The organism is Virgibacillus carmonensis, from assembly GCF_057836705.1.
Genome location: NZ_JBYQFJ010000013.1, coordinates 1 through 25,045 on the forward strand (window position 1 = coordinate 1; position 25,045 = coordinate 25,045).

Here is a 25,045-nt window from a genome sequence, read left to right on the forward strand (position 1 = left end):
AGTTCGCTTCCGTGCGGGCAAAGCACCCACACTGCACCGCTCTGCTTATGCTTGTAGTGTCTTTCAAGGCAGTTGCGCTTTTCTTATGAACTAGGCTTAGTTACGGAAGTGGCGACTGATGTTGTAAGGCCAATCACAACTATCATAATTGCGGAGTAAAAGATATGTGCATTTGGAATGAGAACCCAACCTAAAAAGATGACAGCTACATCAATAATAAAGATTAAAATGCCGACATTAATAGTAGTGGTTTTCGAAATCATTAATGCAAGTAAATCTGTCCCTCCTGCACTTGATTTTGTTGCTAACATAAAACTTATTCCTATACCGATTAGCATACCACCGCTAAGCGAAGAGATTAAAATCGGATAACGAAAGGCGTGTGATAGTGGATGAAATAAGTCGATAAAGAAGGAGCTAATTAATAGCCCGTGCAAACCATTATAAAAATAGGGTCTATCATATTTCCATGCGAAGAGATAGACAGGTAGACTTAAAACAATAATCGTTAAACCAGGCTTTAGCCCAAGTGTGTATTTTGCAATTAACCCAATTCCTATTATGCCACCATCAAGTAAGTGATTTGGGATAATAAATAGATTGATGCCAAGTGCAATCAGTAAACTGCCGATAAAAATAAATAGTGATTTCTTGAGCATGTTGATTCCACCCTTGTCCAATAAGCTATAATGTAAATGTATGCTTGTAAGGTGGTAAGATATACTTATTATGGACTTGTGTTTCCATTTAGCTTATAATTTATCACAGAAAGTAGGTGGTTCAGATGGGAAGGATTTAAAACAATTACAGATGGTGAATTTACATAAAAAATCTAGTGCAATTATCGATTTTTTTCACTGAGTCACTTACAACGGAGGATTTTTAAAGATAACAATTCTGGAGGTGAAATCCTTGTATTTTTAAATGCAGGGATAATAATTGGAAATAGTTAATTTACTTATGGTTGTCATATTGATAATTTTTACAGCATTCTTTGTGGCAACCGAATTCGCAATCGTAAAAGTACGCTCTACACGTTTGGATCATTTAATAGCAGAAGGTAATAAAAGCGCGTTGCATGCAAAGAAACTGGTGGACAATTTGGATGCCTATTTATCTGCGTGTCAATTAGGAATAACGGTAACAGCTTTAGGTCTAGGTTGGTTGGGAGAACCTACTGTAAAGCACTTATTAGATCCAATTTTTATAGAATTTGGGGTTAGTGCCGGATTGTCTGAAGTGTTATCTTTTGCAATCGCTTTTTCTGTTATTACATTTTTTCATGTAGTACTTGGAGAATTAGCACCTAAAACAATTGCAATTCAGAAGGCTGAAACAATTACGTTGCTCTTATCGCGTCCACTGATATTCTTTTACAAAGTCATGTATCCATTCATTTGGTTATTAAATGGATCAGCAAGGCTTTTTATTCAGTTATTTGGATTCAAGCCTGTAAACGAGCATGAAGTTGCCCACTCCGAAGAAGAGCTTCGACTAATTCTTTCTCAAAGCTATAAAAGTGGAGAGATTAATCAGGCAGAAATGACATACGTAAATAATATATTCGAATTCGATGATCGTGTTGCAAAAGAAATCATGATCCCCCGAACGGAAATGATTTGTTTTTTTGCAGAGGATAGTTTTGAGGAAAATCTCGATGTAATAAAAGAAGGACAATTTACCCGCTATCCGGTAGCAGATGAAGACAAGGATCATATAATAGGCTTGGTGAATATTAAAGAGATATTTACAGGTCATATCCATAAGGATCAAGAGTCATTAACTGAATATATTCGACCTATTCTTCATATAACTGAAGCAACACCAATCAAACAAGTTCTAATTCAAATGCAAAAAGAACGCATTCATATGGCAATTGTTATTGATGAATATGGTGGAACTGCAGGATTGTTAACAGTTGAAGATATATTAGAAGAAATCGTGGGGGATATTCGCGATGAATTTGATATGAATGAAAAACCAATGATTGAAGAAGTAGATGATACCACTACTTTGGTAGATGGAAAATTTCTATTGGATGATGTTAATGAGTTATTTGGTATTGACTTAGAAGATGATGAAGTAGATACTATTGGCGGTTGGATTATTACGCATAATCTTGATGCCGAAAAAGGGACTGCCATTAATTTTCAAGACCACGAGTTTATTGTCGAGGAAATTGACGGGTATCAAATTAAGAAAATAAAAGTTGTGAAAAGATAAAACTATAAATGCTTTCTAGGGTTCCGCAATGATGAGAGTTGGTCTGGTCCAAGAGAAAGCGCATGTATTATGTATGTGTACACGGAGGGACAAAAGCCCGGGATGATATCTATAAAAGATATCATCCTGGGCTTTTAAATTTTAAAGGAGTGTTTAGCAATGAAAAGGAACTGGAATGTAGTATTTTTTGCAGGATTATTTGAAATAGGATGGGTAGTGGGCCTGAAGCATGCAGATAGTCTGATTACATGGGTTGGAACGGCTATTGCCATATATGTAAGCATGCATCTATTAATTGTTGCATCCAAAAAACTGCCAATTGGTACAACCTATGCTGTATTTACAGGTATTGGAACAGCAGGAACGGTTATTTTAGATATTGTTCTATTTCAAGAGCCGTTTAACATAACAAAGATACTCCTAATCGTTTTGTTGATTAGTGGAGTTATTGGTTTAAAAACAATTACCAAAGAGGTTGAGGGGGCAAAAGAATAATGGCATGGTTTTTCTTAATAATTGCAGGTGTAGGTGAAGTTATTGGTGTAATGGGAATAAATAAAGTTAATCAAAATAAAAACTGGAAGTCATTTCTCGTTTTATTCGGAGGATTTATTTTCAGTTTTATATTTTTAACAATTGCGATGGAAACGATTCAAATGAGTACGGCTTATGCAGTTTGGACTGGAATGGGGACTGTTGGTAGCGCATTAGTTGGAATTATCGTTTATAAAGAATCTGCAGACTGGCGCAGAATATTGTTTATCGGAATGATTTTATCTGCGGCTATTGGGTTAAAACTTATTGATTAGAAAAAAACGATTATCACGTATACAAAAAAGAACGATACGAGCAATGAACTTAAGACATAGGTAATTGCTTGCTTGTATTTTTTATTTAAAATCAACTGTAGCGTTTCATTTCCAAATGTTGAAAAGGTTGTGAATGCCCCACAGAATCCAACGCCCAGCAACATCCAGGTCCAATCAGAAAGTTGGTTTTCCATGTGTAAATGGAATAGGAGCCCTAATAAAATCGATCCCAAACTATTGGCAGTCCACGTGCCTATCAGGTGTTTAGTTGATTTTAGGGAAATATGAAAACGAAAAACGCTTCCAAAGAATCCCCCTACTGCGACTAGTAAAATATTCATAATTTAACTCGCTTTCTAGTGGCTAGCCAATAACCAACAAGGCAAAAAAGCAGTCCGCCAAAGATACTAATACTGACATAACTTATTGCAAGTATAAGATTTGATTCGTATAAGGACACGGTTTCTACCATAAATGTTGAAAAGGTTGTAAATGCCCCAATCATACCTGTTCCTACTGCTGCAAAAAGCTCGGGCGAGAGCTTTTGCTTTAGTACAGTTTGATTTAATAAAAAGCTTAAAAGAAAGCACCCGATTAAATTTGCTGTTAAAGTAGCATAGGGGAACCCGTTTTCGGAGATGAAATAAGAAATACCATATCGGCAAACAGCGCCAATCATACCACCAATACCTACAGCTAAATACATGTTTTTGGAATGTAACGTATCTACCTTCATGCGCTCATGCATGCTGGACAAAGCCCGTAAATTTCAAATTTGTGCCCTTCGATTAAGTAGTTCGCAAGTGTGTTTTCCACTTCGTTCATTGGGCAAACATCTATCTCTTTCGTTTTCCCACAATCTTTACAAATAAAGTGGTGGTGATGATGGTGCGTACATGAAATTCGGAAGTGTTTTTCCCCATCAAGTTCTGTCGTTTCTAGAATTCCAACCTGATTAAATAAATGTAGATTACGATAGACCGTATCAAAGCTTATCCCTGCGTAAGTTGGCTCCAGGTAATGAATTAGATCCTTTGCCGTACGGTAGCCATCAGCCTCGGTAAAGTAAGTCAAGATATCTTCACGTTTAGCTGTTGATTTATAGCCATGTTCTTTAAATCTGCTTATTGCGTCCTCTAGATTCATTTTAATTCACCACTTTCTTTTCTCACTTAAGAAAATAATCTTTAGCTAGCGAATGTTGACGTTTTCTTATGCTTAAACCTTAATTTTGTTAAAAGAAAATTTCTTTATTCCAATCGAAATGAGTAAAATGATAATGGAAATGAGTACAATCGTTCCACCTGGGGGTATGCTGAAATAATAACCAGATAATAATCCTAGAATAACAGCTAACTCACCAAACACCACAGATAAAATAATGGTTTGTTTAAACCCTCTCGCTAATCGCATGCTTGCTGCTACCGGTAATGTCATTAAAGCAGAAACAAGCAAAACACCAACAATTCGGATGGAAGCGGCAATAACTAGTGCAGTAAGTACAATGAAAAGAAGATGAATGCGCTTTGCATGTATACCAGAAACACTTGCATGTTCTTCATCAAATGATAAGGTAAATAATTCTTTATAAAATAAAAAGATGATAAGGATAACAAATAGCGATATACCTAAAATAGATAGAAAGTCTTTTTGACTAACAGCTGACACTGATCCAAATAGGTAATTGAACAGTTCTGTATTAAATCCATCTGCTAAAGAAATGAAAATGACACTCAATCCCACCCCACCTGACAGTATGATAGGAATTGCCAACTCTTGATAGGATTTATATACTCCTCTAAGTTTTTCAATGAAAATTGATCCTATCACCGAAAAAATCATTCCGCCGTAAAGTGGTGTAATAATAGTAATCGCGAATTTTTTTTCTAGTAACAAACCAAATGCAATTCCAGCTAATGTAACATGGGAAAGGGCATCTGCAATCAGTGACAACCGCCTGACAACGATAAATGTACCAAGCAATGGAGCAATTATGCCAATCAAAAGTCCAGTTAGAAATGTATTTCTTAAAAAGTCGTATTCGATAATATCTGCTAGCATAAAAGTTCCTCCGTATGAATGTTTGTTCAAAAAGATGACAAATTCTTAGTTGATCATTTAGTGACGTTTTGTACATCCTCTATTAATGATCATGTGTCACTACGTTAACAGGGTGTCCATAAAAATGAGAAAGGTCGCGCTCTGTTAACGATGAATATTCCTCTTTGTTCCCGTGAAAGTGCATGGTGTTGTTTAAGCAAACGATATCTGTGGCATGTTCTGTCATTATGCCAGTATCATGTGTAACAAGTAACAACGTGATATTGCGCTGTTGATTTAATTGATGTAATAGATCGTAAAAACGTTGTACATTTTCATTATCTACTCCAACTGTTGGTTCATCTAAAATAAGTAATTTAGGATCATTAACGAGGGAACGCGCTATAAAAACACGCTGTTGTTGTCCCCCTGACAGATTACCAATATTCTGGTAGGCATATTCCCTCATGCCAACTTGTTCGATAGCTTGTAAAATTTTTGCTTTATCTTGTTTTTTAAAAAACTTTAAATAACCAACCTGTGCTGTTAACCCCATCGATACTACTTCAAATACAGTAGCAGGGAAATCTTTATTAAATGAATTTGATTTTTGGGAAACAAAACCAATATGACTCCAGGCTTTAAATTTACCAATTGGTTCCTCAAACAAAGAAATCGATCCTGCATGAGGTTTTAATATACCTAGTATTAGTTTTATCAACGTGGTCTTACCACCACCATTTGGGCCGAGTAACCCCATGAATGCTCCTTGAGGTATCTCAAAGTTTATATTGGTTAATACAGCTTTGTTTTCATATGCATAACCCACGTTTTTCATTGAAACAATGGAATCAGTCATTTATACACCAGCTTTCTTAATTTGTTGCTTTATCTAGCACTTCTAGGTTGTGCTGCATCAAGGTGAAATAATCTTCATCATTTTTTATATCCTCTTCTGTTAATACAGAAAGGTTATGAATGTGAAGGGCATCTGCATCAATTTGTTCTTGAATGATTTCGGATACACGATTTGAACCATTTTGTTCAAAAATAACATACTCTAAGTTAAGTTTTTTTGCTTTATCAATTATTTGGGTGAGTTCTTTTTGTGAAGGTTCATCGCTTGATGTCAATCCACTAATAGCAATTTGTTCAATGCCATAACGTTCTGCCCAATATCCGTATGCTGCGTGTGATACAAGAATTTCTTTATTTTCTTTTGTTTGTAATGTTTCTCGAAACATTTTATCTAAAGCCAGTAAATCTTTCTTTAGTAATTTAAAGTTCTTAATGTATACCTCTTTTTCATCCGGATTTAACTCGATTAATTTTCCTTTAATTAGACCAGCCATTTCAATCATTCGCGTTGGATCTAACCAGATGTGCGGATTCTGATCACCGTGACTATGTTCATTATGTGCACTTTCATCAGCATGATCTTCCTCATTTTCGTCTTCGTCCTTATGGAAAAGCCCTTCATGCGTACCAAGTTCGATTAATGCTACATCTTCAGATTTTAACGCATCTGCAGCTGTTTCCGCAAAACCTTCCATACCCGCACCTAAGTAGATAAATGCATCACTTGTTGCAATATCCGTCATTTCTTTTGATGTGGGTTCGTACGTATGTGCATCAACACCAGGAGGATAAACCGATTTCACATTTACTGTATCCCCACCAATACGCTCGGTGGCATATTCAATTGGATAAATCGATGTGTAAATTGTCATGCCATGTTGCTCGGTCGTTTCAGATGACGTTGTAGAACTGCATCCCGCTAATATCAATGATAGAAATAATAATGATAAAAAAAAGCTGAATTTTTTCAAAAACGTTTCCCCCTTTAACATGATTACTCAAAATATCATACCGTAATGATTACGATTTGTAAACAGTAATGATTACGATTTAGGTAATTTAAAATTGTTCATGATTTTGCCACTACACATTAGAGAACTTTCGATATTATAATAGAAGAAAGTATGTAGAAAAGGGGCAATAATTCATGAAAAAATTTGCGTTATTATTTTTACTATTCGTTATAGTGCTAGTAGCATGTGCAAATGAAAAAGAATCTACTAATCCAATGAACCATTCATCAGGGGAATTACCTGTTGATGAATCATTAGAAGGATTAGCTTATAATATGGAAAAAGAAGCCTGGTCGCCGACAATGGTACAGTTCTTGGGCGAAGTAGATGATAAACGTGTACAAGGAGCTTACGAATTGGCCATCAATTATGCCGATGTTCTCGAGTATATGCCTTGTTATTGTGGTTGTTATGAAAACAATGGGCATGAAAGCAACAAGCATTGCTTTGTTGATGAATTTAAAGGGGAAGTTGTTACATTAGATAGTATGGGTTTTAGTTGTGGAATTTGTATTGATATAGCAAATAAAGCAGTTGATAAATATAAAAATGGGGAATCATTAAAAGATATTCGCCAGTACATTGATGATACCTTTGGAGGGAATGGGATTGGCCCAACACCAACACCACTGCCAAAAGGATAAGAAAAAACTGACTCTATTCAGCGAGAGTCAGTTTTTTTAGTTGACATTAATACGATAGGGGGGTATAGTATAAATATAAACAAAAAGGACGTGAAGTGAATGGAAAACACGGATAAGAAACCTGTGACACCAAGAACAAATGACGAGAAGCAGGCAGTAGTTAATCGTTTAAAGCGTATCGAAGGACAAGTTCGCGGAATACAAAAGATGGTGGAGGAAGATCGTTATTGTGTCGACGTTCTAGTGCAAATTAGTGCTATTAATGCCGCGTTGAAAAAGGTTGGTTTTTCTATTACGGAACGACATATGAAGCATTGTGTAAGTCATGCCGTTCAGTCAGGTGAAGGAAACGAAGCAATTGAAGAATTAATGGAGGTTATGAAGCAATTTTCCAAGTGATGGGAGGGATAGTCATGAGTGAAACAAAACATGTGACTCTTGGAGTTACAGGAATGACCTGTGCTGCTTGTTCTACTAGGATCGAAAAGGCGCTTAATAAAATGGATGGTGTTGATGCGAAAGTTAATTTAACTACAGAAAAGGCTACCATTGACTTTAATCCAAGTACAACCAATGTGGATGAGTTTACGGCTGAAATTAAAAAATTGGGCTACAACGTGCAAATGGAAAAGGCAGAACTGGATGTCTTCGGTATGACTTGTACTGCTTGCTCGACACGCATTGAAAAGGTATTGAATAAGCAAGAAGCCGTTCAAATGGCAACGGTAAACTTAGCAAATGAAACTGCTGTAATAACCTATCACCCAGGAATACTAGCTGAAACAGACTTAATTGGAAAAATTCAGAAGCTTGGTTATGATGCAAAAGCCCGTGCAAATAATGATGATAAACAAACACATAAAGAAAAACAACTAAAAGGAATGCGTATAAAATTATTGGTAGCTGTTTTACTAACCATTCCCCTTTTAGCAACGATGCTTAACCATTTTCAAGGGATAGCCTTACCCGAAATAATGATGAATCCATGGTTTCAATTTGCTTTAGCTACACCAGTACAATTTGTTATTGGCTGGCAATTTTATGTTGGTGCATACAAAAATTTGCGGAACAAGAGTGCGAATATGGACGTACTAGTTGCGTTAGGTACAAGTGCTGCTTATTTTTATAGTTTATATGAAGCAGTAAAAGCAATTGGCAATCCATCCTATATGCCTCATTTGTATTTTGAAACGAGTGCTATTTTGATTACATTAATTTTAGTAGGAAAATATTTAGAAACCAGCGCTAAGGGAAAAACAACGCACGCGATTTCGAAACTACTCAATTTACAAGCGAAACAGGCAAGAGTCATTCGGGGTGATGAAGAAACAATGATTCCGGTTGAAGATGTAATGGTTGGTGATCGAATCGCTGTGAAGCCAGGTGAAAAGATACCAGTGGACGGTATTGTGAAAAAAGGAAAAACGTCAATTGATGAATCGATGATTACAGGAGAATCGATACCCGTCGAAAAAAATTCAGACGATAGAGTAATTGGAGCAACCATTAATAAAAATGGGTCAATCGAGATCGAGACAACAAAGGTAGGAACAGATACAGCTCTTGCCTCGATTGTAAAGGCAGTTGAGGATGCGCAAGGTTCTAAAGCGCCAATCCAGCGACTAGCAGATATCATCTCGGGATATTTTGTACCAATTGTAGTAGGAATTGCAATTATTACCTTTACCGTATGGATAATGATTGTATCGCCAGGAAGCCTAGAACCAGCATTAACCGCGGCTATTGCTGTATTGGTCATCGCATGTCCGTGTGCATTAGGTCTAGCCACGCCAACCTCAATTATGGTTGGCACTGGGAAAGCGGCAGAAAATGGGATTCTGTTTAAGGGTGGTGAGCATTTAGAACGGACACATAAACTGGATGCGATTGTTTTTGATAAAACGGGGACCATCACAAAAGGAAAGCCTATTGTAACAAACTTTGTTGGTAACATGCAGGCATTACAACTTCTAGCAAGTGCTGAAAAAGGATCTGAACATCCTTTAGCGGACGCAATTGTTTCCTATGCTTTAGATCAAGATGTTCCTTTACTTGAAGCGGATGACTTTGAAGCAATACCTGGTCACGGCATCAAAGCAGAAATTGCAAAAAAACATGTATTAGTAGGCACTAGAAAGTTAATGAAGGAAAACCACATTGCGATAGAAGCTATAGAAGATGATCTAATTACATTTGAAACAAACGGAAAAACAGCAATGGTTATTGCAATAAATGGCGAGTATGAAGGGATTGTTGCTGTTGCTGATACAGTTAAGGAAAATGCAGTGGAAGCGATTGAAGAACTAAAACGACTTGGACTTGAGGTGTTCATGCTTACAGGTGATAACGAGCGTACTGCACATGCGATTGCAAGACAGGTAGGTATAGATCAAGTTATCGCACAGGTTTTACCAGAGCAAAAAGCGGATAAACTGAAAGTAATACAACAAAAAGGTAAAATAGTAGCAATGGTTGGTGATGGAATCAATGATGCTCCTGCTCTAGCAGTTGCTGACATTGGAATTGCCATTGGTACTGGAACTGAAATCGCTATTGAAGCGGCTGATGTTACAATCCTCGGTGGGGAACTATCACTTATTCCAAAAGCAATTAAAATGAGTGATGCAACCATTAGAAATATTAGACAAAATTTATTTTGGGCTTTTGCCTTTAATAGTGCTGGAATACCGATTGCCGCGTTAGGTTTATTAGCACCATGGATTGCTGGTGCAGCAATGGCTTTCAGCTCTGTGAGTGTTGTTACCAACTCGCTTAGACTAAAGCGAGTAAAACTATAAAATTAGAAAGAGGGATTTTTCATGCAAACAACTTTAGATGTTCGTGGAATGACTTGTGGTCATTGTGAAAAAGCAGTAAAAGGAGCTTTAGAAAAATTAGAAGGGGTAAAAGGTGTGGAAATTCATTTAACCGCTGGAAAAGCGGATGTTTCCTATGACGATGCAGAAGTTACAATTGCTGAGATGCGAGAAGCGATTGAAGAGCAAGGCTATGATGTAGTAGCATAAAGTAAACCTTTAGTGGAGGTTACTGCACGTCAAACTGCGATAAATAGTGAACTGGTTCCCGGTAATTGGGAGCCAGCTTTTTATTGAATAAAAATATATATTCTTTTTTGAAAAATATACTCCTTTTTTGTAAAAAAATGATAAACTATAGAAACTGTAGTAAATATTATATGGTACTAAAGATTGATTATTGGGGGTAATAGACGTGGAACAACTTATGCGTAACTTCTTTTTATTTTTGTCGAAAAATAAAACGCTTACAAGACTTGCTAAAAAGTATGGTCTTAGATTTGGAGCAGCACGCTTTGTTGCTGGTGTTGATATCGATCATGCTGCAAAAAAAATCAAGGAAATTAATGAAAGTGGTTATGTGGTAACCATCGATCATTTAGGTGAGTTTATTGATAACGAAAAAGAAGCGAGAGAGTCGGCTGATGAATGTATACATGCAATTGAAGTTATTGCTGAAAAGAAATTGGATTCTCAGGTTTCATTAAAATTAACCTCAATGGGCCTAGATGTGTCAAAAGAACTAGTAATGGAAAATATGCGTAAGATTTTGGATGCTGGTAAAAAGCATAATGTTACGGTTACAATTGACATGGAAGATTATGAACGTCATAGAAAAACGCTGGATATCTTTAAGGAATTAAAAAAAGATTACGAGAATCTCGGAACAGTTCTCCAAGCATACTTATATGAAACAGAAGACGATATTAAACAATTAAATGAATATGATCCGTATTTACGTCTGGTCAAAGGTGCATATAAAGAAGTACCAGAGGTAGCATACCCGGCTAAGACAGACGTTGATGAAAATTATAAGAAAATTATTAAGATGAACTTATTAAATGGAAATTATACAGCAATTGCCACACATGATGATGTGATTATCAAATATGTGAAGCAACTGGAAAAAGATCTCAGCTTATCCCGTGAACAGTTCGAATTTCAAATGCTTTTTGGTATTCGAAAAGATTTACAGGAAAAACTGATGAAGGAAGGATATAAAATGCGTGTTTATGTACCATATGGAAATGATTGGTATGGCTATAACATGCGTCGACTAGCAGAACGCCCTGCAAACGTCATGTTTGTCCTAAAGGGTGTATTCAAAAAATAATACTGAACATGGGTCCTGAAAAAGGGCCCTTTTTCATACACAGTTGTAAAATTAAACTCAAAAATTTCAATAATATTTATTGCGAAATGTCAGAATTTAATATATAGTAAATAATAGATGGATAGGCAACTATCTTTTATTTTTTAGCATTAAAAATGAATGAGTATTCATTCAAATGAGGATAGGGGGATATAACATGAAGCAAACAATCAAGCGTGCTGCGGTATTAGGCTCTGGTGTAATGGGGTCTGGAATTGCTGCCCACTTGGCTAATGTAGGTATACCAACAATTATGCTCGATATTGCACCACGCGAATTAACGAAGGGTGAAGAAAGAAAGGGTTTAACCTTAGAAGATCGTGCTGTTCGAAACCGTGTTGCGGCTCAAAGCAAAAAAGCACTTTTAAAACAAAAGCCATCACCAATCACATCGAAAAGTAGTCTGGACTTAATCGAAATTGGTAACATGGATGACGATATGGATAAGCTAAGTGACGTTGACTGGATCATCGAAGTCGTCGTGGAAAATTTAGATATTAAGAAAAAGGTATTTGCAAATGTGGATAAATACCGTAAAGAAGGCACGATTGTAAGTTCTAATACGTCAGGAATCTCAGTAGGAGATATGGCTGCAGATCGTTCAGAGGATTTTCGGAAGCATTTTCTTGGTACACATTTTTTCAACCCGGCACGTTACCTGAAATTACTTGAGGTAATCCCAACAAAAGATACGGATCCAAACGTTTTGGCATTTATGAAAACGTTCGGTGAAAATGTACTTGGAAAAGGTGTTGTTGAAGCAAAAGATACACCAAACTTTATTGCGAACCGAATCGGTACGTATGGGCTTCTTGTAACGGTACAGGAAATGATCAAAGGTGGATATAGTGTGGGGGAAGTTGATTCGGTAACTGGCCAGATGATTGGACGACCGAAAAGTGCTACATTCCGTACGCTCGATGTGGTAGGCTTAGATACCTTTATCCATGTTGCGAATAATGTACGTGACCAGGTTGAAGGGGAAGAAAAGAAGGTATTCGATGTACCTGAATTCATTTTAAAAATGCAGGAAAATGGCTGGTTAGGAGCAAAAAGTGGCCAAGGATTTTTCCAGAAGAAAAAAGATAAAAACGGCAGTGGCATTTATGAACTGAATCCGGAAACACTAGAATACGAGGATCGAAGAAAACTAAAAACCGCTGCGACTGAAATGGCAAAACAAGAAAAAGGCTCTCGCCGCAAATTGAAAGCGCTTATATCTGCTAAGGGTGACAAAGCTGGTGAATTAATATGGAATATCTCAAAACCTGCTTTAATCTATTCTGCTGAGTTACTTGGGGAAATTGCCGATGATATTGTGTCCATTGACCAAGCAATGCGCTGGGGATTCGGCTGGGAGTTTGGACCGTTTGAAATGTGGGATGCGATTGGGCTGCGTAAATCAGTTGAACGCATGCAAGAAGAGGGTGAAACTGTTCCTGAATGGGTGCTTAAGCTATTAGAAGATGGCAACGAATCCTTCTACAAAACAGAAAGTGGTACGGTTTATTACTATGATAATGGTGAGTATAAACAACAAACTTTTAATGAAAAAGAAATCAATCTAAAACAATTAAAAAGCGTAAATGGTGTAATTAAGAAAAATACTGGTGCAAGTTTAATAGACTTAGGCGATGGTGTTGCCGGACTTGAATTCCATTCCGTGAGTAATGCGATTGGTCCAGATATCATTCAAATGATTAACTTTGCATTAGAAGAAGTGGATAAAAACTTCCATGGACTTGTTATTGGTAATCAAGGAAAGAACTTCTGTGTCGGTGCAAACCTAGCCATGATGTTAATGGAAGCACAGGATGATAATTTCTTTGAACTCGACTTGGTCGTCAAACAATTCCAAGATGCTGCCATGAATATTAAATATTCAAATAAACCAGTAGTTACCGCACCTTTTAATATGACATTGGGTGGTGGTGCTGAATTTTCGTTACCAGCAAGTGCAATTCAAGCATCTGCTGAAACGTATATGGGTCTTGTTGAATTTGGCGTTGGATTAATTCCTGGAGGTGGGGGAACGAAAGAGCTTTACCTAAAGCAGCTTCGTAATCTACCGAAAGGTGTGGACTTTGATCTATCTAAAGTAGCAAATGATGTATTTGAAAAAGTCGCAACTGCTAAAGTATCAACATCTGCAGCGGAAGCTCATGAAAATGGTTTTTTAAATAAAATGGATGGAATCAGTGTTAATCCGGATCATTTATTATATGATGCAAAACAAAAAGTATTAACACTGGCTAGTGCTGGATACCAAGCACCTAAGCGCGAAAAAGTACCGGTTGTTGGTGATTCTGGATACGCGGCAATGTTAATGGGGGCAAAATCACTGCATTCAAGTGGATTCGCATCAGAACACGATGTGAAAATTGCTGAGAAGCTAGCGTATATGTTATCAGGTGGTCGCATTAAAGAAGGGACACTTGTCGATGAACAAGTATTACTAGATATAGAGCGTGAAGCATTCCTAAGTCTGATTGGCGAACGCAAAACGCAGGAACGTATGCAACATATGTTAGTAAAAGGAAAACCGTTACGTAATTAATTGAAGAGGGGGAAGTAATGTGAAGGAAGCAGTAATTGTTGCAGGTGCTAGAACCCCTGTAGGCAGAGCAAAAAAAGGGACCCTTGCAAATACAAGACCAGACGATTTAGCAGCATTGACGATAAGAGAAACATTGAAACGTGCTGGAAATTATGAGGGGAATATCGATGATGTCATTATTGGTTGTGCCATGCCAGAAGCTGAACAAGGTGCAAACATGGGGCGGAATATCGTAGGTTTAGCAGGATTAAACCATACTGTTCCAGGTGTTACGATTAACAGGTTTTGTTCATCAGGCTTGCAAAGTATTGCCTATGCAGCAGAAAAGATTATGGTTGGGGCGAGTGATTCGATTATTGCCGGTGGCGCGGAATCGATGAGCCTCGTACCGATGGGTGGCCACGTTATCAAGCCAAATACTAAGCTTGTACAAGATGCGCCGGGCTATTACATGTCAATGGGACACACAGCTGAAGAAGTAGCAAATCGTTTTAATATCTCGCGAGAAGATCAGGATGCTTTCGCTGTTCGAAGTCATGAAAATGCTGCCAAGGCAATTCAAGAGGGGAGATTTAATGATGAGATTGTACCGGTTGAAGTAACCGAGCGTGTGGTTGGAAAAAATAATAAGATTGAAGAAGAGACAACCATGTTCAAAATGGATGAAGGTGTACGCATGGGAACAACCATGGACATTTTAAGCAAGCTTCGACCAGCTTTTAATGTTAGAGGATCAGTTACAGCAGGAAATTCATCGCAAATGAGTGATGGTGCTGCATCTGTTCTAGTAATGGATCGCGACAAGGCTGAGGCAGAAGGCTTAACACCCTTAGTGAAATTCCGTTCATTTGCAGTTGCTGGTGTAGAACCGGAAATCATGGGTGTTGGACCAATCGAAGCGGTACCGAAAGCATTGAAAATTGCTGGACTACAGCTTTCCGATATAGGGCTATTTGAATTAAATGAAGCATTTGCTGCACAATCTGTACGCGTTATTCAAGGACTTGATTTAGATATAAATAAAGTCAATGTAAACGGTGGTGCAATTGCACTGGGTCATCCATTAGGCTGTACAGGAACGAAATTAACCCTAAGTCTTATTTATGAAATGAAACGCCGTAACGTACAATACGGAGTTGTAACCATGTGTATTGGTGGCGGTATGGGTGCTGCAGGTGTATTTGAATTACTATAAACTTATTCCATTAAAAGGGGACGTTTAACATGAGTGAGACAAAAGAAAGAATTTTTAAAGGTGGCGCATTCTTAGTAGAAGACCTATCTTTTGATGATGTTATTACGCCAGAGGATTTTACAGACGAACATAAGATGATTGCTAAAACTACGGAAGATTTTGTAAGTGGGGAGGTTTTACCAAAAGTAGAAAATCTTGAAAACCATGAATTTGAATACTCCGTAGAACTCTTGAAAAAAGCTGGGGAACTTGGATTACTAGGCGCTGATGTACCTGAAGAGTATGGCGGATTAGCATTAGATAAAATTAGTTCATCACTTATCACAGAAAAATTTTCGCGTGCCGGTGGATTCTCTGTGACACATGGTGCACACGTTGGGATCGGATCACTGCCAATCGTATTTTTTGGAAACGATAAGCAAAAAGAAAAATATTTACCAAAATTAGCAACAGGTGAGCTTTTGGCGGCATATGCATTAACAGAACCTTCATCAGGATCTGATGCACTAGGTGCAAAAACGACTGCAAAATTAAATGAAGCTGGCACACATTATATTTTAAATGGCGAAAAACAATGGATCACAAATTCCGCATTTGCTGACGTATTCGTCGTTTATGCAAAAATTGATAGCGAGCATTTTACAGCATTTATCGTAGAACGTGAATTTCCTGGTGTTTCTACTGGTAATGAAGAAGATAAAATGGGAATCAAAAGTTCATCAACTCGCACATTGATATTGGAAGATGCTGAAGTACCTGTAGAAAATCTTTTAGGTGAAAAAGGTCGTGGCCATGTTATCGCATTCAACATTCTTAATGTAGGTCGATACAAATTAGCTATCGGTGGTGTAGGTGGATCAAAGCGCGGAATTGAAGTTGCTACGAAATACGTGAACGAACGCAAACAGTTTGGTACATCAATTTCTAGCTTCAGCTTAACCCAGGAAAAATTAGCAACGATGGCAGCAAGAACGTATGCAAACGAAAGTGCCGTTTATCGTACAGTTGGTTTATTCGAGCAACGTATGGGTGCATTGACCGACGAAGAGTTAAAGGATGGCCGTGCGGTGGCCGCCGCAATTGCAGAATATCAAATTGAGTGTTCCATGAATAAATACACTGCTACAGAATGTCTTGATTATGTTGCTGATGAGGCCGTACAACTTCATGGTGGATATGGCTTCATGGAAGAATATGAAGTTGCTCGGATGTATCGTGACTCACGGATCAACCGTATTTTTGAAGGAACAAACGAAATTAATCGCCTAATCGTACCTGGAACATTGTTGAAGAAAGCGATGAACGGCGAATTACCATTACTTCAAAAGGCTCAAAGCTTACAAGAAGAATTAATGATGATGATGCCAGAAGAAGTTGGTACAGAAATATTAGATCAAGAAAAGTACCTTTTAAGAAATGCAAAGAAAATGGTATTGCTTGGAGCGGGTCTAGCAGCACAAACGTATATGAAGAAGCTAGAAAATGAACAAGAAATTCTAGTAAACTTGGCCGACATGACAGCAGAAGTGTACAATATGGAAGCAGCGATTCTTCGTACGGAGAAAGCAATTAACAAAACTGGTGAGGAGAAAAACAAACAAAAGCTTCTATATACACAAGTATATGTTCAAGAAGCATTTAATCGTGTTGAAGCGGATGCAAAGGAAACGTTAATTGCAATTGAATCCGGTGACAATTTGCGCACGATGCTATCGTCATTACGTAAGCTAACTCGCCACACGCCAATTAATGTTATTGCAAAGAAACGCGAGATTGCGGCGAAGATTATAGAAGAAGAATGTTATGTAGTGTAAAATTGTAACGAGATGGGGCCGCAATCATGTGATTGTGGCTCTTTAAAAATTTATAATCAGACATAGGTTCCGCTATTATAGGAAATAACTGCCGTTTTTTGATGATTTTCCACAAATAACGGAATGTGTGTCCGGCAATATCTAACTTCAGTCATGGTAAAAAATAGACAAGGTATCTGCGGGGAATTTATCTTGTCATCGTTCTAGATGAAAGGATTTCAACAACAAGATTGGGGGCGATATTAACGATTGATATGAACAACTTATTAACAGTATTTTAGTATACCATCTAAATGATTTTTTCCTATTTTCTAATCTAGGGCTACGAGTGTAAAACGAATGGCAATACAAAGAATCCAGCATTTCAATCGACCATACACGACAATTTTTGCTATAATGAATACAATGATAAAAAGGTTTGGAGGAATGCTTGTGGCTTTAACATTTTATTGGTATCCTAATTGTGGAACGTGTAAGAAAGCGAAAAAATGGCTTGACGATAATAATATCGATTATACTAGTATACATATTGTTGAACAAACACCATCTGAACAAACAATTTTAGATATGATGAACAAAAGTGAGCTTCCTGCTAAAAGGTTTTTTAACACAAGTGGCAAAAGTTATCGCGAAAAAAACATCAAAGATAAAATTGCAAATGCATCAAATGAAGAGATGGCAGAATTTCTAGCGTCTGATGGTATGCTAATTAAGCGCCCACTAATAACAGACGGTGAAAACATAACAGTTGGATTTAAAGAAGAAATCTTTAATCATACATGGAAAAAATAATGGAACTAATTATTGGAGGGATTTAAATGAGTTTACCAAAAGGCTTATTGTATTCAGAGGAACACGAATGGGTGAAAAAGGAAGATGGCAAGGTACGAATTGGTATTACAGATTTCGCACAATCCGAATTAGGTGATATCGTATTTGTTGAACTTCCAGAAGTTGGGGACGAAATTGAAGCGGATGAACCATTTGGTAGCGTTGAGTCAGTTAAAACGGTTTCTGAATTATATGCTCCTGTTAGTGGGAAAGTTGTTGAAATTAATGAAAACCTTGAAGATAGCCCAGAATTTGTTAACGAATCACCATATGAAAAAGCATGGATGGTTGTGGTTGAACTATCAAATGAATCAGAATTAGAGGAGTTACTATCTCCTGAAAAATATGAAGAAGTAATTGATGAAGATTAATCGTACTAAATAGAATTTATTTTAGACTGACTATACACCTTTTTTAAAAGGTGTATAGTCAGTCTTATTTAAGAGCAAAGATAGTATAAATTTTGGCGATTATATCTAGCTCCAGTACCTAGGACACTCGAGACATAAGCAGTTCGCTTCCGTGCGAGTAAAGCAAAGCACACACACTGCACCGCTCTGCTTGTCGTGTCTTTCAAGGCCCTTGCGCTTTTCTTATAGTGTTTGTGATTTTGAATAGAAAAAGTTTGAAGCGTCTACTAGGTACTGACGAACAAAGAGGGTTTTATTTGTAGCAGTTTTATTATTAACAACCCCTTTTGATACTATTTTTTGTTATAATAAAGATAGGTGTAATAAGGCTTTTTCAAGGGTGGTAGCTCATCCCCAGAGAGGGGGTGAGGCTTATGTCAGTATTTGAAACAATTTTTTTAATGCTTAATTCTAGCATGTTAATCGTTGCTCTGCTGACATACCTGAATAAACAGAAATAACCACCCTTAGCCTGCTAGCAATTGGTGGTTATTTCTATATCCATCATGAGTTGCCCCTTTGAAGGGCTATTACGCCTAGGCTGAATGGTGTGAAGCACCATTCAGTCTTTAATATTGTATAACTTTCTACTCACAGTATACCTCATATTGGTTATTTTTAAAACGTTTTACTTAAAAATAATCATATAATAGTTGCATCTAAAATGGCTAGACGGCAACATTATCGATAATACTAATACAACATCCGTCATCTGAAAAATTGACAATGTTCCAAATCAAAGTTGGCAAGGTGCGAATTGGTCTTATGTATTTCGCATATTTTGAATTATATGCTCCTGACAACAGAAAAGTTCCGGCAATTAATGAGTCTTTTAAAAAGGGTGTATAGTCAGCCTTATTCACGTCATATGATTAGTGTATGGAAGTTATTTTGCTTGATTTCATGAGGAGTGATATGTCATGATAACACCTGACCCTGACAAAGTGATAATTGTTGAAGGATTAACAGATAAGAAGAAAATACAAAAAATAATCACGGACCAAATCACGATTATTTGTACAAATGGAACTTTTGGTGTGGCTCGGTTTGATGAGCTTTTAGATACCTATGATTTGGATAATAAAGAAGTATATATTCTTGCAGATGAAGACAATGCTGGAATGAAACTTAGAAAACAATTGACTCGTGAACTTCCGCACGCTGAACATATTCATGTGAGTAGCGAATTCCGTGAGGTAGCAACCACTCCAGAATCTGTACTTGCTACTGCGCTGGTAAGCAAGCGAATTAATGTTAATCCGATATTTTTAATTTGAATTAAAGTGTGTGTCCAAAAAGGTGGCAAATTAGAAACAAGAAGTTCAAGGCGCGAAGGTTCTGAGGAACCGGAACGTATGCTTTTAATACGTGAGGACCGGAAAAACTGAGCAACGAAGAAATTCGCCGTTTATCATTTGGTGACTTTTTGAACAACCTCTAAAGTGTAAGGTGATCGTATTGCAACCAATAACTGATGAACAATTAAAGCAAGATCATTATTTTTTATACATTTATACACCTTTTTGTGGAACTTGTCACTTGGCAAAAACGATGTTAAATAAAATCGAATCGGTTCACAAACAGGATATTTTTTTGGAAATGAATGCATCTTTACATCCTGATTTTATGCAAGAAGCGAAAGTTAAGTGTGTTCCGTGTCTTCTTATTGTGGATGATGACATAATTAAAGAAAAGGTTTATGCATTTCAATCGATACCGAATATCTATACCTATTTGATGAAATATGAGCCAAAACTGTTTGGAACTTAACTTTTATTGCCTAGCTTCAGCGCTAAAGCGTCTGGTGGACTACCTTTACCGCCGTACGATAAATCAACATCGAACCACCCGTGTTGCACGGGCGCATTCCATACGCGTTTTCGCTTTTTATTGTTGACAGGCTACTAAACAGGTGATACGATTTGATTTACAACTTTTTGTACCAATTAAATACTTTTACTCTCTTATCTAGAGCGGTGGAGGGGCTGGCCCTATGAAACCGCGGCAACCTTCAAACGATTTATTGTTTGAAAGGTGCTAACTCCTGCGAAGCAATCGCTTTGGCAGATGGGAGAACGTGAAGACTTAAATTATTACGTCTTTCTGTTCTCTTACAGAAAGACGTTTTTAATTTTTTTACAAACGATAAAATTGATGAGCTGTGGAATACTAAACAACAAGATTAGCCACTTCTAGTTTAGCACTTGCGCTTTTGTTCTTATTTTAGGAGGATTCTCATGATTTCAATTGAAGGTTTACGCAAACAATATATAACAAATAAATCGACAATACATGCGGTTGATGATTTATCACTAACAATAAAAGAAGGTGAAATATTTGGTGTCATTGGTTACAGTGGTGCTGGAAAAAGTACATTTGTCAGGTTGTTAAATCGGCTAGAAGAGCCTTCTGGTGGTCGTATCGTTATTGATGAACAAGAAGTCACTGCGCTTAATACTAAACAATTACGATTAGCAAGGCAGGAAATTGGGATGATTTTTCAGCACTTTAATCTTCTTTGGTCTAGAACGGTAAGAGATAATATTACATTTCCTTTAGAAATTGCTGGCGTTCCAAAAAGCGAGCGAGATGAACGGGTTACCGAACTTATTCGTTTAGTAGGACTAACAGGTAGGGAAACCGCGTATCCTTCCCAACTAAGCGGTGGACAAAAGCAACGGGTTGGTATTGCGCGAGCATTAGCTAACAATCCAAAAGTATTACTTTGTGATGAAGCGACATCCGCACTTGATCCAGAGACAACAAACTCGATACTTGATTTATTAGTGGATATTAATAAAAAGCTTGGTTTAACCATTATTTTAATTACCCATGAAATGCATGTGATTCGAAAAATATGTAATCAGGTCGCTGTTATGGAAAATGGAAAAATTGTTGAACAAGGAGATGTACTAGATATTTTCTTAAGACCACAGCAACAGGTTACAAGAAAATTCGTAGAGCAAGTCATGGGTACAGAAGATGAAAATGAAAGTATAGATCAGCTTATTCAAAGTTATGATCAAGGAAAGATTGTTCGCCTTCACTTTATCGGTGAAACGACCAATCAGGCTTTAATCAGTCACTTGGCAAAAAAATATGAGATTGACATTAATATCTTACAGGGGAAAATTACCCAAACACAACGCGGTGCCTATGGAACACTATTTGTCCAAATGAATGGAGAAAAAACAGAACTGGATGAAGCCGTACGTTTTGTGACGGACGATACCTCCGTAGAAGTAGAGGTGATTCGCGATGTTGACTAAGCTATTTCCCAATTTAGATGTCCAGGATTTTTGGCTTGCCACTTATGAAACATTTTATATGACAATCTTATCTTTGATTGGAACATTTATTTTAGGTATCCTGCTAGGCTTACTTTTATATTTGACAACGAAAAATGGGATTTGGGAAAATAAAATTTTGAACATGATTGTAGCAGCCATTGTAAATGTTTTTCGGGCTATTCCGTTTATCATTTTAATTTTGCTATTATTTCCTTTTACTGACTTTTTAATTGGTACGATACGCGGTCCAAACGCAGCACTACCAGCATTAATTATAGGATCTGCACCATTTTACGGTAGGCTAGTTGAAATAGCTTTGAAAGAGGTTGATAAAGGAGTTGTTGAAGCCGCGAAGTCAATGGGGGCCAAAACACGAACGATAATCTTTCGTGTGCTATTGCCTGAATCCATGCCCGCGCTTATTTCTGGTCTGACGGTTACGGCAATTGCTTTAATTGGTTATACTGCGATGGCTGGCGTTATTGGTGCAGGCGGACTCGGAAACTATGCTTATTTTTACGGTTTTCAACGACATGATTTTGATGTTGTGCTGGTTTGTACCATATTGATTGTCATTATTGTATTTATTTTTCAGTTCATTGGAGACTTCATTTCCAACAAATTAGATAAAAGATAAGGGGAGAGTAACATGAAGAAAATTTTAGCATTTGTTTCAGTTCTAGTATTATTGACGTTAGCTGCATGTGGAGGTAATGACGATACAAGTGGTAACAATGACTCGGAAATAACTGTAGGTGCATCTAGTGTACCCCACGCTCAAATTTTAGAAGAAGCAAAGCCAATTCTTGAAGAAAAAGGTATTACGTTGAACATTGAAGAGTACCAAGACTATGTTTTACCTAACCAAGACTTAGCCAGTGGTGCTTTGGATGCGAACTATTTCCAGCATATTCCATATTTAAATCAGCAAAATGAAGATCCAAATCTAGGTTATGACTTTACGCATCTTGGTGGAATTCATATTGAACCAATTGGAATTTATTCCAAAACAATTGAGAGTGTAGAGGATATATCAAAAGGCACGGAAGTAATCATGAGCCGTTCGGTGGCTGATCATGGACGGATTCTATCCTTGTTAGAAAGAGAGGGGTTAATAAAGCTAGCGGAAGATGTTAATAAAGTTGAAGCAACAGTTGATGATATCGTTGAAAATCCTAAAAAATTACAATTCTCATCCGACATTGATGCAGCACTTTTGCCGAATATGTACGAAACGGAGGAAAATGCGTTAGTAGCGATTAATACAAACTATGCAATTGGAGCTGAATTAAATCCAACGGAGGACGCTTTGATCCTAGAAGGTGAAGAATCACCATATGTGAACGTAGTTGCGGTTCAGAAGGAAAATAAGGATAATGAAGCATTGAATACCTTAGTTGATGTATTACATTCAGAGGAAATTCAAAACTTTATTTTAGAAGAATTCGATGGTGCAGTTGTCCCAGTTGATGGCAAAAAATAATAATCTTTTCCTGAATCATGAGTATTATACAGCAAATGAGAGCAATTAGTTAAATAAAATAAGAAAAGATCGCTATCTTTATTTCAGGGGTGAATATTCAATCTAATTCGATATCCTACGTTTATTTACGTTTTGTAAGGGTAATATATATATGTTAATCTTATTATTGTACTTAATTCGAAAGGATGATTCACTATTTATAGTGGTATACGAATGAAACACACTCCAGAAATGGAGAAAGCAATGCAACAGTCACACAATATGGGCTATGCAGAGTACGGACGCAAGTTAGAAAATCAAATTGCTGTCGAAAAAAGACGTCAACATGAATACGAAAAATGTAAACACATGGTTGCTGAACTTGAAAATCAACTACACAAATAAATAGATCTTATGTCTATGTTGGTGATGCGATGAAATTGGCATCATCAGCATTTTTCTTTTTGGCTGTCTTCTAAAAGATTGTTGTTTTTGAAACAAAATCTATAAACTGCGACGTAAAAATCATGTTCAGTTCCCTCCTGCGGGAGGAAAGGCATAGGTGAGACACCGCAGTGCGAACGCACGAGGAGACTCACCAGTCGCCCGCGGAAAGCGACTGCCCGCAGCGGTAATCACGTTGCTGTTATGTCGCAGTTTATATCAACTTCGGCGGTATGAGCAATAAACTATACGAAAACAGCCTTCTTTTTAAATAAAGCTTTTACTATACATATAGAAGAAACTCGGATTCTTCAATTACTTAAGAAGGGATAATTAAAGGATAAATCCGTTACTTACCTTTGTTTAAAAGAGTTGATATTAAATTCGAAATGATTTAAGATTGTAATGAGAATAAATTGAGAATGGATATAAATGTCCGTTTGATAAATAGCATATAACAGTAATTGGAGGTATTGATATGGCAGGATCAACACTAGAGATAAAGAATCTTCATGTATCAATTGAGGATAATGAAATATTAAGCGGGGTAAACCTTACGATAAAAGGTGGCGAATTCCATGCAGTTATGGGACCGAATGGTACAGGGAAATCGACACTTGCGTCCGCGATTATGGGTCATCCTAAATATGAAGTTACAGAGGGCAGTGTCCTTTTAGATGGCGAAAATGTTCTTGAAATGGAAGTAGACGAACGTGCTCGTGCTGGACTTTTCTTAGGTATGCAATATCCAAGTGAGATAAGTGGTGTAACAACTTCTGACTTCTTGCGTTCATCTGTAAATGCACGTCGCGCTGAAGGTGATGAAATTTCATTGATGAAGTTCATTAAAGAAATGGATCGCACACTTGATTATCTTGAAATTGATAAAAATATGGCTCAGCGTTATTTAAATACAGGTTTTTCTGGTGGAGAAAAGAAACGTAACGAGATTCTTCAATTAATGATGATTAAACCAGAAATTGCAATTTTAGATGAAATTGATTCTGGTTTAGATATTGACGCATTAAAGGTAGTATCAAAAGGAATTAATAAATTGCGAGCTGAAAACTTTGGTTGCTTAATCATTACACACTATCAACGTTTATTAAATTATATTACACCAGATCAAGTTCATGTCATGATGCAAGGACGTGTCGTTAAATCCGGTGGACCTGAGCTTGCTAAACGTTTAGAAGCTGAAGGTTATGAGTGGATTAAAGAAGAATTAGGTATTGAAGACGAAACTGTAGGTCAAAAAGCGTAGAAG

At 37.1% G+C, this 25,045-nt stretch carries 28 protein-coding genes and 2 riboswitches; of the genes, 21 read left to right on the top strand and 7 right to left on the bottom strand.

Going from position 1 to position 25,045, the window contains the following annotated elements; all coding sequences use genetic code 11:
- Window positions 1-83 precede the first annotated feature (83 nt).
- Window positions 84-659: a YitT family protein gene (locus AC3G7N_RS11575; protein WP_489422314.1), complete on the bottom strand. Its 576-nt coding sequence runs from the start codon at window positions 657-659 to the stop codon at window positions 84-86.
- 280 nt (window positions 660-939) lie between these two features.
- Here AC3G7N_RS11575 and AC3G7N_RS11580 point away from each other — a divergent pair, with 280 nt between their 5' ends.
- The 3 genes from AC3G7N_RS11580 to AC3G7N_RS11590 all read left to right on the top strand — a co-directional run bounded on the left by AC3G7N_RS11580 (window position 940) and on the right by AC3G7N_RS11590 (window position 3,032).
- Window positions 940-2,223, top strand: coding sequence for a hemolysin family protein (locus tag AC3G7N_RS11580; RefSeq protein WP_489422315.1), 1,284 nt, complete (start codon window positions 940-942; stop codon window positions 2,221-2,223).
- A gap of 4 nt (window positions 2,224-2,227) precedes the next feature.
- A riboswitch (guanidine-I (ykkC/yxkD leader) is annotated at window positions 2,228-2,329 on the top strand.
- A gap of 53 nt (window positions 2,330-2,382) precedes the next feature.
- Window positions 2,383-2,718 (top strand): DMT family transporter, encoded by a 336-nt coding sequence (locus AC3G7N_RS11585; protein ID WP_489422316.1) that lies wholly within the window; start codon window positions 2,383-2,385, stop codon window positions 2,716-2,718.
- Window positions 2,718-3,032, top strand: a complete 315-nt coding sequence (locus AC3G7N_RS11590; RefSeq protein ID WP_489422317.1) for a DMT family transporter — start codon at window positions 2,718-2,720, stop codon at window positions 3,030-3,032. Before AC3G7N_RS11585 ends, AC3G7N_RS11590 begins: the two co-directional genes overlap by 1 nt.
- On the opposite strand, the gene crcB (AC3G7N_RS11595) is transcribed toward AC3G7N_RS11590, so the two are convergent.
- From crcB (AC3G7N_RS11595) to AC3G7N_RS11620, 6 genes are all read right to left on the bottom strand, one after another.
- Window positions 3,029-3,373 carry a fluoride efflux transporter CrcB gene (gene crcB / locus AC3G7N_RS11595; protein WP_489422318.1) on the bottom strand — a complete coding sequence of 115 codons (345 nt, stop codon included), beginning with the start codon at window positions 3,371-3,373 and terminating at the stop codon, window positions 3,029-3,031. The two genes, AC3G7N_RS11590 and crcB (AC3G7N_RS11595), sit on opposite strands and share 4 nt — an antisense overlap.
- A complete protein-coding gene (crcB, locus tag AC3G7N_RS11600) occupies window positions 3,370-3,768 on the bottom strand; it encodes a fluoride efflux transporter CrcB (RefSeq protein WP_489422319.1) in 399 nt (132 codons plus the stop codon). The genes crcB (AC3G7N_RS11595) and crcB (AC3G7N_RS11600) overlap by 4 nt, the downstream gene beginning before the upstream one ends.
- A complete protein-coding gene (locus AC3G7N_RS11605) occupies window positions 3,765-4,178 on the bottom strand; it encodes a Fur family transcriptional regulator (protein ID WP_489422320.1) in 414 nt (137 codons plus the stop codon). Before AC3G7N_RS11605 ends, crcB (AC3G7N_RS11600) begins: the two co-directional genes overlap by 4 nt.
- Window positions 4,179-4,250: 72 nt before the next feature.
- The gene (locus AC3G7N_RS11610; protein WP_489422321.1) at window positions 4,251-5,093 is read right to left on the bottom strand and encodes a metal ABC transporter permease; all 843 of its coding nucleotides are present in this window, start codon (window positions 5,091-5,093) and stop codon (window positions 4,251-4,253) included.
- Between the two features lie 82 nt (window positions 5,094-5,175).
- Entirely contained in the window at window positions 5,176-5,931 is a 756-nt protein-coding gene (locus AC3G7N_RS11615; RefSeq protein ID WP_489422322.1) for a metal ABC transporter ATP-binding protein, read from the bottom strand.
- Window positions 5,932-5,947: 16 nt separating this feature from the next.
- The gene (locus tag AC3G7N_RS11620) at window positions 5,948-6,901 is read right to left on the bottom strand and encodes a metal ABC transporter solute-binding protein, Zn/Mn family (RefSeq protein ID WP_489422323.1); all 954 of its coding nucleotides are present in this window, start codon (window positions 6,899-6,901) and stop codon (window positions 5,948-5,950) included.
- Between the two features lie 176 nt (window positions 6,902-7,077).
- Here AC3G7N_RS11620 and AC3G7N_RS11625 point away from each other — a divergent pair, with 176 nt between their 5' ends.
- From AC3G7N_RS11625 to sufC, 18 genes are all read left to right on the top strand, one after another.
- Window positions 7,078-7,587, top strand: coding sequence for a PCYCGC motif-containing (lipo)protein (locus AC3G7N_RS11625; protein WP_489422324.1), 510 nt, complete (start codon window positions 7,078-7,080; stop codon window positions 7,585-7,587).
- A 99-nt stretch (window positions 7,588-7,686) separates the two neighbouring features.
- A complete protein-coding gene (locus AC3G7N_RS11630; RefSeq protein ID WP_489422325.1) occupies window positions 7,687-7,986 on the top strand; it encodes a metal-sensitive transcriptional regulator in 300 nt (99 codons plus the stop codon).
- Window positions 7,987-8,000: 14 nt separating this feature from the next.
- Complete coding sequence (locus AC3G7N_RS11635; protein ID WP_489422326.1) at window positions 8,001-10,385, top strand: heavy metal translocating P-type ATPase; 2,385 nt, start codon at window positions 8,001-8,003, stop codon at window positions 10,383-10,385.
- 21 nt (window positions 10,386-10,406) lie between these two features.
- A complete protein-coding gene (copZ, locus tag AC3G7N_RS11640) occupies window positions 10,407-10,613 on the top strand; it encodes a copper chaperone CopZ (protein ID WP_489422327.1) in 207 nt (68 codons plus the stop codon).
- A gap of 205 nt (window positions 10,614-10,818) precedes the next feature.
- Window positions 10,819-11,736: a proline dehydrogenase family protein gene (locus tag AC3G7N_RS11645; protein ID WP_489422328.1), complete on the top strand. Its 918-nt coding sequence runs from the start codon at window positions 10,819-10,821 to the stop codon at window positions 11,734-11,736.
- A 196-nt stretch (window positions 11,737-11,932) separates the two neighbouring features.
- The gene (locus AC3G7N_RS11650; RefSeq protein WP_489422329.1) at window positions 11,933-14,332 is read left to right on the top strand and encodes a 3-hydroxyacyl-CoA dehydrogenase/enoyl-CoA hydratase family protein; all 2,400 of its coding nucleotides are present in this window, start codon (window positions 11,933-11,935) and stop codon (window positions 14,330-14,332) included.
- Window positions 14,333-14,351: 19 nt separating this feature from the next.
- Window positions 14,352-15,527 carry an acetyl-CoA C-acetyltransferase gene (locus AC3G7N_RS11655; RefSeq protein WP_489422330.1) on the top strand — a complete coding sequence of 392 codons (1,176 nt, stop codon included), beginning with the start codon at window positions 14,352-14,354 and terminating at the stop codon, window positions 15,525-15,527.
- A gap of 29 nt (window positions 15,528-15,556) precedes the next feature.
- Complete coding sequence (locus tag AC3G7N_RS11660) at window positions 15,557-17,341, top strand: acyl-CoA dehydrogenase FadE (protein ID WP_489422331.1); 1,785 nt, start codon at window positions 15,557-15,559, stop codon at window positions 17,339-17,341.
- Window positions 17,342-17,680: 339 nt separating this feature from the next.
- Window positions 17,681-18,133: an arsenate reductase family protein gene (locus AC3G7N_RS11665; RefSeq protein ID WP_489422332.1), complete on the top strand. Its 453-nt coding sequence runs from the start codon at window positions 17,681-17,683 to the stop codon at window positions 18,131-18,133.
- Between the two features lie 26 nt (window positions 18,134-18,159).
- Window positions 18,160-18,543, top strand: a complete 384-nt coding sequence (gcvH, locus tag AC3G7N_RS11670) for a glycine cleavage system protein GcvH (protein WP_489422333.1) — start codon at window positions 18,160-18,162, stop codon at window positions 18,541-18,543.
- Between the two features lie 413 nt (window positions 18,544-18,956).
- On the top strand, window positions 18,957-19,043 hold the full coding sequence (locus AC3G7N_RS11675) for a putative holin-like toxin (RefSeq protein WP_489422417.1): 87 nt from the start codon (window positions 18,957-18,959) through the stop codon (window positions 19,041-19,043).
- Window positions 19,044-19,502: 459 nt separating this feature from the next.
- Entirely contained in the window at window positions 19,503-19,859 is a 357-nt protein-coding gene (locus AC3G7N_RS11680) for a toprim domain-containing protein (protein ID WP_489422334.1), read from the top strand.
- Window positions 19,860-20,040: 181 nt separating this feature from the next.
- Entirely contained in the window at window positions 20,041-20,352 is a 312-nt protein-coding gene (locus tag AC3G7N_RS11685) for a thioredoxin family protein (RefSeq protein WP_489422335.1), read from the top strand.
- 191 nt (window positions 20,353-20,543) lie between these two features.
- Window positions 20,544-20,656, top strand: a riboswitch (SAM riboswitch).
- Between the two features lie 163 nt (window positions 20,657-20,819).
- Window positions 20,820-21,851 carry a methionine ABC transporter ATP-binding protein gene (locus AC3G7N_RS11690; protein WP_489422336.1) on the top strand — a complete coding sequence of 344 codons (1,032 nt, stop codon included), beginning with the start codon at window positions 20,820-20,822 and terminating at the stop codon, window positions 21,849-21,851.
- Entirely contained in the window at window positions 21,841-22,509 is a 669-nt protein-coding gene (locus AC3G7N_RS11695; protein ID WP_489422337.1) for a methionine ABC transporter permease, read from the top strand. Before AC3G7N_RS11690 ends, AC3G7N_RS11695 begins: the two co-directional genes overlap by 11 nt.
- A 12-nt stretch (window positions 22,510-22,521) precedes the next feature.
- The gene (locus AC3G7N_RS11700) at window positions 22,522-23,355 is read left to right on the top strand and encodes a MetQ/NlpA family ABC transporter substrate-binding protein (RefSeq protein ID WP_489422338.1); all 834 of its coding nucleotides are present in this window, start codon (window positions 22,522-22,524) and stop codon (window positions 23,353-23,355) included.
- A 213-nt stretch (window positions 23,356-23,568) separates the two neighbouring features.
- Entirely contained in the window at window positions 23,569-23,739 is a 171-nt protein-coding gene (locus AC3G7N_RS11705) for a YuzK family famiily protein (protein ID WP_489422339.1), read from the top strand.
- 517 nt (window positions 23,740-24,256) lie between these two features.
- Window positions 24,257-25,042 carry a Fe-S cluster assembly ATPase SufC gene (gene sufC / locus AC3G7N_RS11710; protein ID WP_489422340.1) on the top strand — a complete coding sequence of 262 codons (786 nt, stop codon included), beginning with the start codon at window positions 24,257-24,259 and terminating at the stop codon, window positions 25,040-25,042.
- Window positions 25,043-25,045: the final 3 nt, after the last annotated feature.

Excerpts from the sequence above, each read along its gene's own strand:
- AC3G7N_RS11675 (WP_489422417.1), top strand. The coding sequence starts at position 18,957 with ATGTCAGTATTTGAAACAATTTTTTTAATGCTTAATTCTAGCATGTTA.
- AC3G7N_RS11690 (WP_489422336.1), top strand. The coding sequence starts at position 20,820 with ATGATTTCAATTGAAGGTTTACGCAAACAATATATAACAAATAAATCG.
- AC3G7N_RS11625 (WP_489422324.1), top strand. The coding sequence starts at position 7,078 with ATGAAAAAATTTGCGTTATTATTTTTACTATTCGTTATAGTGCTAGTA.
- AC3G7N_RS11695 (WP_489422337.1), top strand. The coding sequence starts at position 21,841 with ATGTTGACTAAGCTATTTCCCAATTTAGATGTCCAGGATTTTTGGCTT.
- AC3G7N_RS11615 (WP_489422322.1), bottom strand. The coding sequence starts at position 5,931 with ATGACTGATTCCATTGTTTCAATGAAAAACGTGGGTTATGCATATGAA.
- AC3G7N_RS11705 (WP_489422339.1), top strand. The coding sequence starts at position 23,569 with ATGAAACACACTCCAGAAATGGAGAAAGCAATGCAACAGTCACACAAT.
- gcvH (WP_489422333.1), top strand. The coding sequence starts at position 18,160 with ATGAGTTTACCAAAAGGCTTATTGTATTCAGAGGAACACGAATGGGTG.
- AC3G7N_RS11630 (WP_489422325.1), top strand. The coding sequence starts at position 7,687 with ATGGAAAACACGGATAAGAAACCTGTGACACCAAGAACAAATGACGAG.
- crcB (WP_489422318.1), bottom strand. The coding sequence starts at position 3,373 with ATGAATATTTTACTAGTCGCAGTAGGGGGATTCTTTGGAAGCGTTTTT.
- AC3G7N_RS11605 (WP_489422320.1), bottom strand. The coding sequence starts at position 4,178 with ATGAATCTAGAGGACGCAATAAGCAGATTTAAAGAACATGGCTATAAA.
- AC3G7N_RS11575 (WP_489422314.1), bottom strand. The coding sequence starts at position 659 with ATGCTCAAGAAATCACTATTTATTTTTATCGGCAGTTTACTGATTGCA.
- AC3G7N_RS11650 (WP_489422329.1), top strand. The coding sequence starts at position 11,933 with ATGAAGCAAACAATCAAGCGTGCTGCGGTATTAGGCTCTGGTGTAATG.
- AC3G7N_RS11660 (WP_489422331.1), top strand. The coding sequence starts at position 15,557 with ATGAGTGAGACAAAAGAAAGAATTTTTAAAGGTGGCGCATTCTTAGTA.
- AC3G7N_RS11665 (WP_489422332.1), top strand. The coding sequence starts at position 17,681 with ATGGCAATACAAAGAATCCAGCATTTCAATCGACCATACACGACAATT.
- AC3G7N_RS11610 (WP_489422321.1), bottom strand. The coding sequence starts at position 5,093 with ATGCTAGCAGATATTATCGAATACGACTTTTTAAGAAATACATTTCTA.
- AC3G7N_RS11680 (WP_489422334.1), top strand. The coding sequence starts at position 19,503 with ATGATAACACCTGACCCTGACAAAGTGATAATTGTTGAAGGATTAACA.
- AC3G7N_RS11585 (WP_489422316.1), top strand. The coding sequence starts at position 2,383 with ATGAAAAGGAACTGGAATGTAGTATTTTTTGCAGGATTATTTGAAATA.
- AC3G7N_RS11700 (WP_489422338.1), top strand. The coding sequence starts at position 22,522 with ATGAAGAAAATTTTAGCATTTGTTTCAGTTCTAGTATTATTGACGTTA.
- AC3G7N_RS11635 (WP_489422326.1), top strand. The coding sequence starts at position 8,001 with ATGAGTGAAACAAAACATGTGACTCTTGGAGTTACAGGAATGACCTGT.
- crcB (WP_489422319.1), bottom strand. The coding sequence starts at position 3,768 with ATGAAGGTAGATACGTTACATTCCAAAAACATGTATTTAGCTGTAGGT.
- sufC (WP_489422340.1), top strand. The coding sequence starts at position 24,257 with ATGGCAGGATCAACACTAGAGATAAAGAATCTTCATGTATCAATTGAG.
- copZ (WP_489422327.1), top strand. The coding sequence starts at position 10,407 with ATGCAAACAACTTTAGATGTTCGTGGAATGACTTGTGGTCATTGTGAA.
- AC3G7N_RS11590 (WP_489422317.1), top strand. The coding sequence starts at position 2,718 with ATGGCATGGTTTTTCTTAATAATTGCAGGTGTAGGTGAAGTTATTGGT.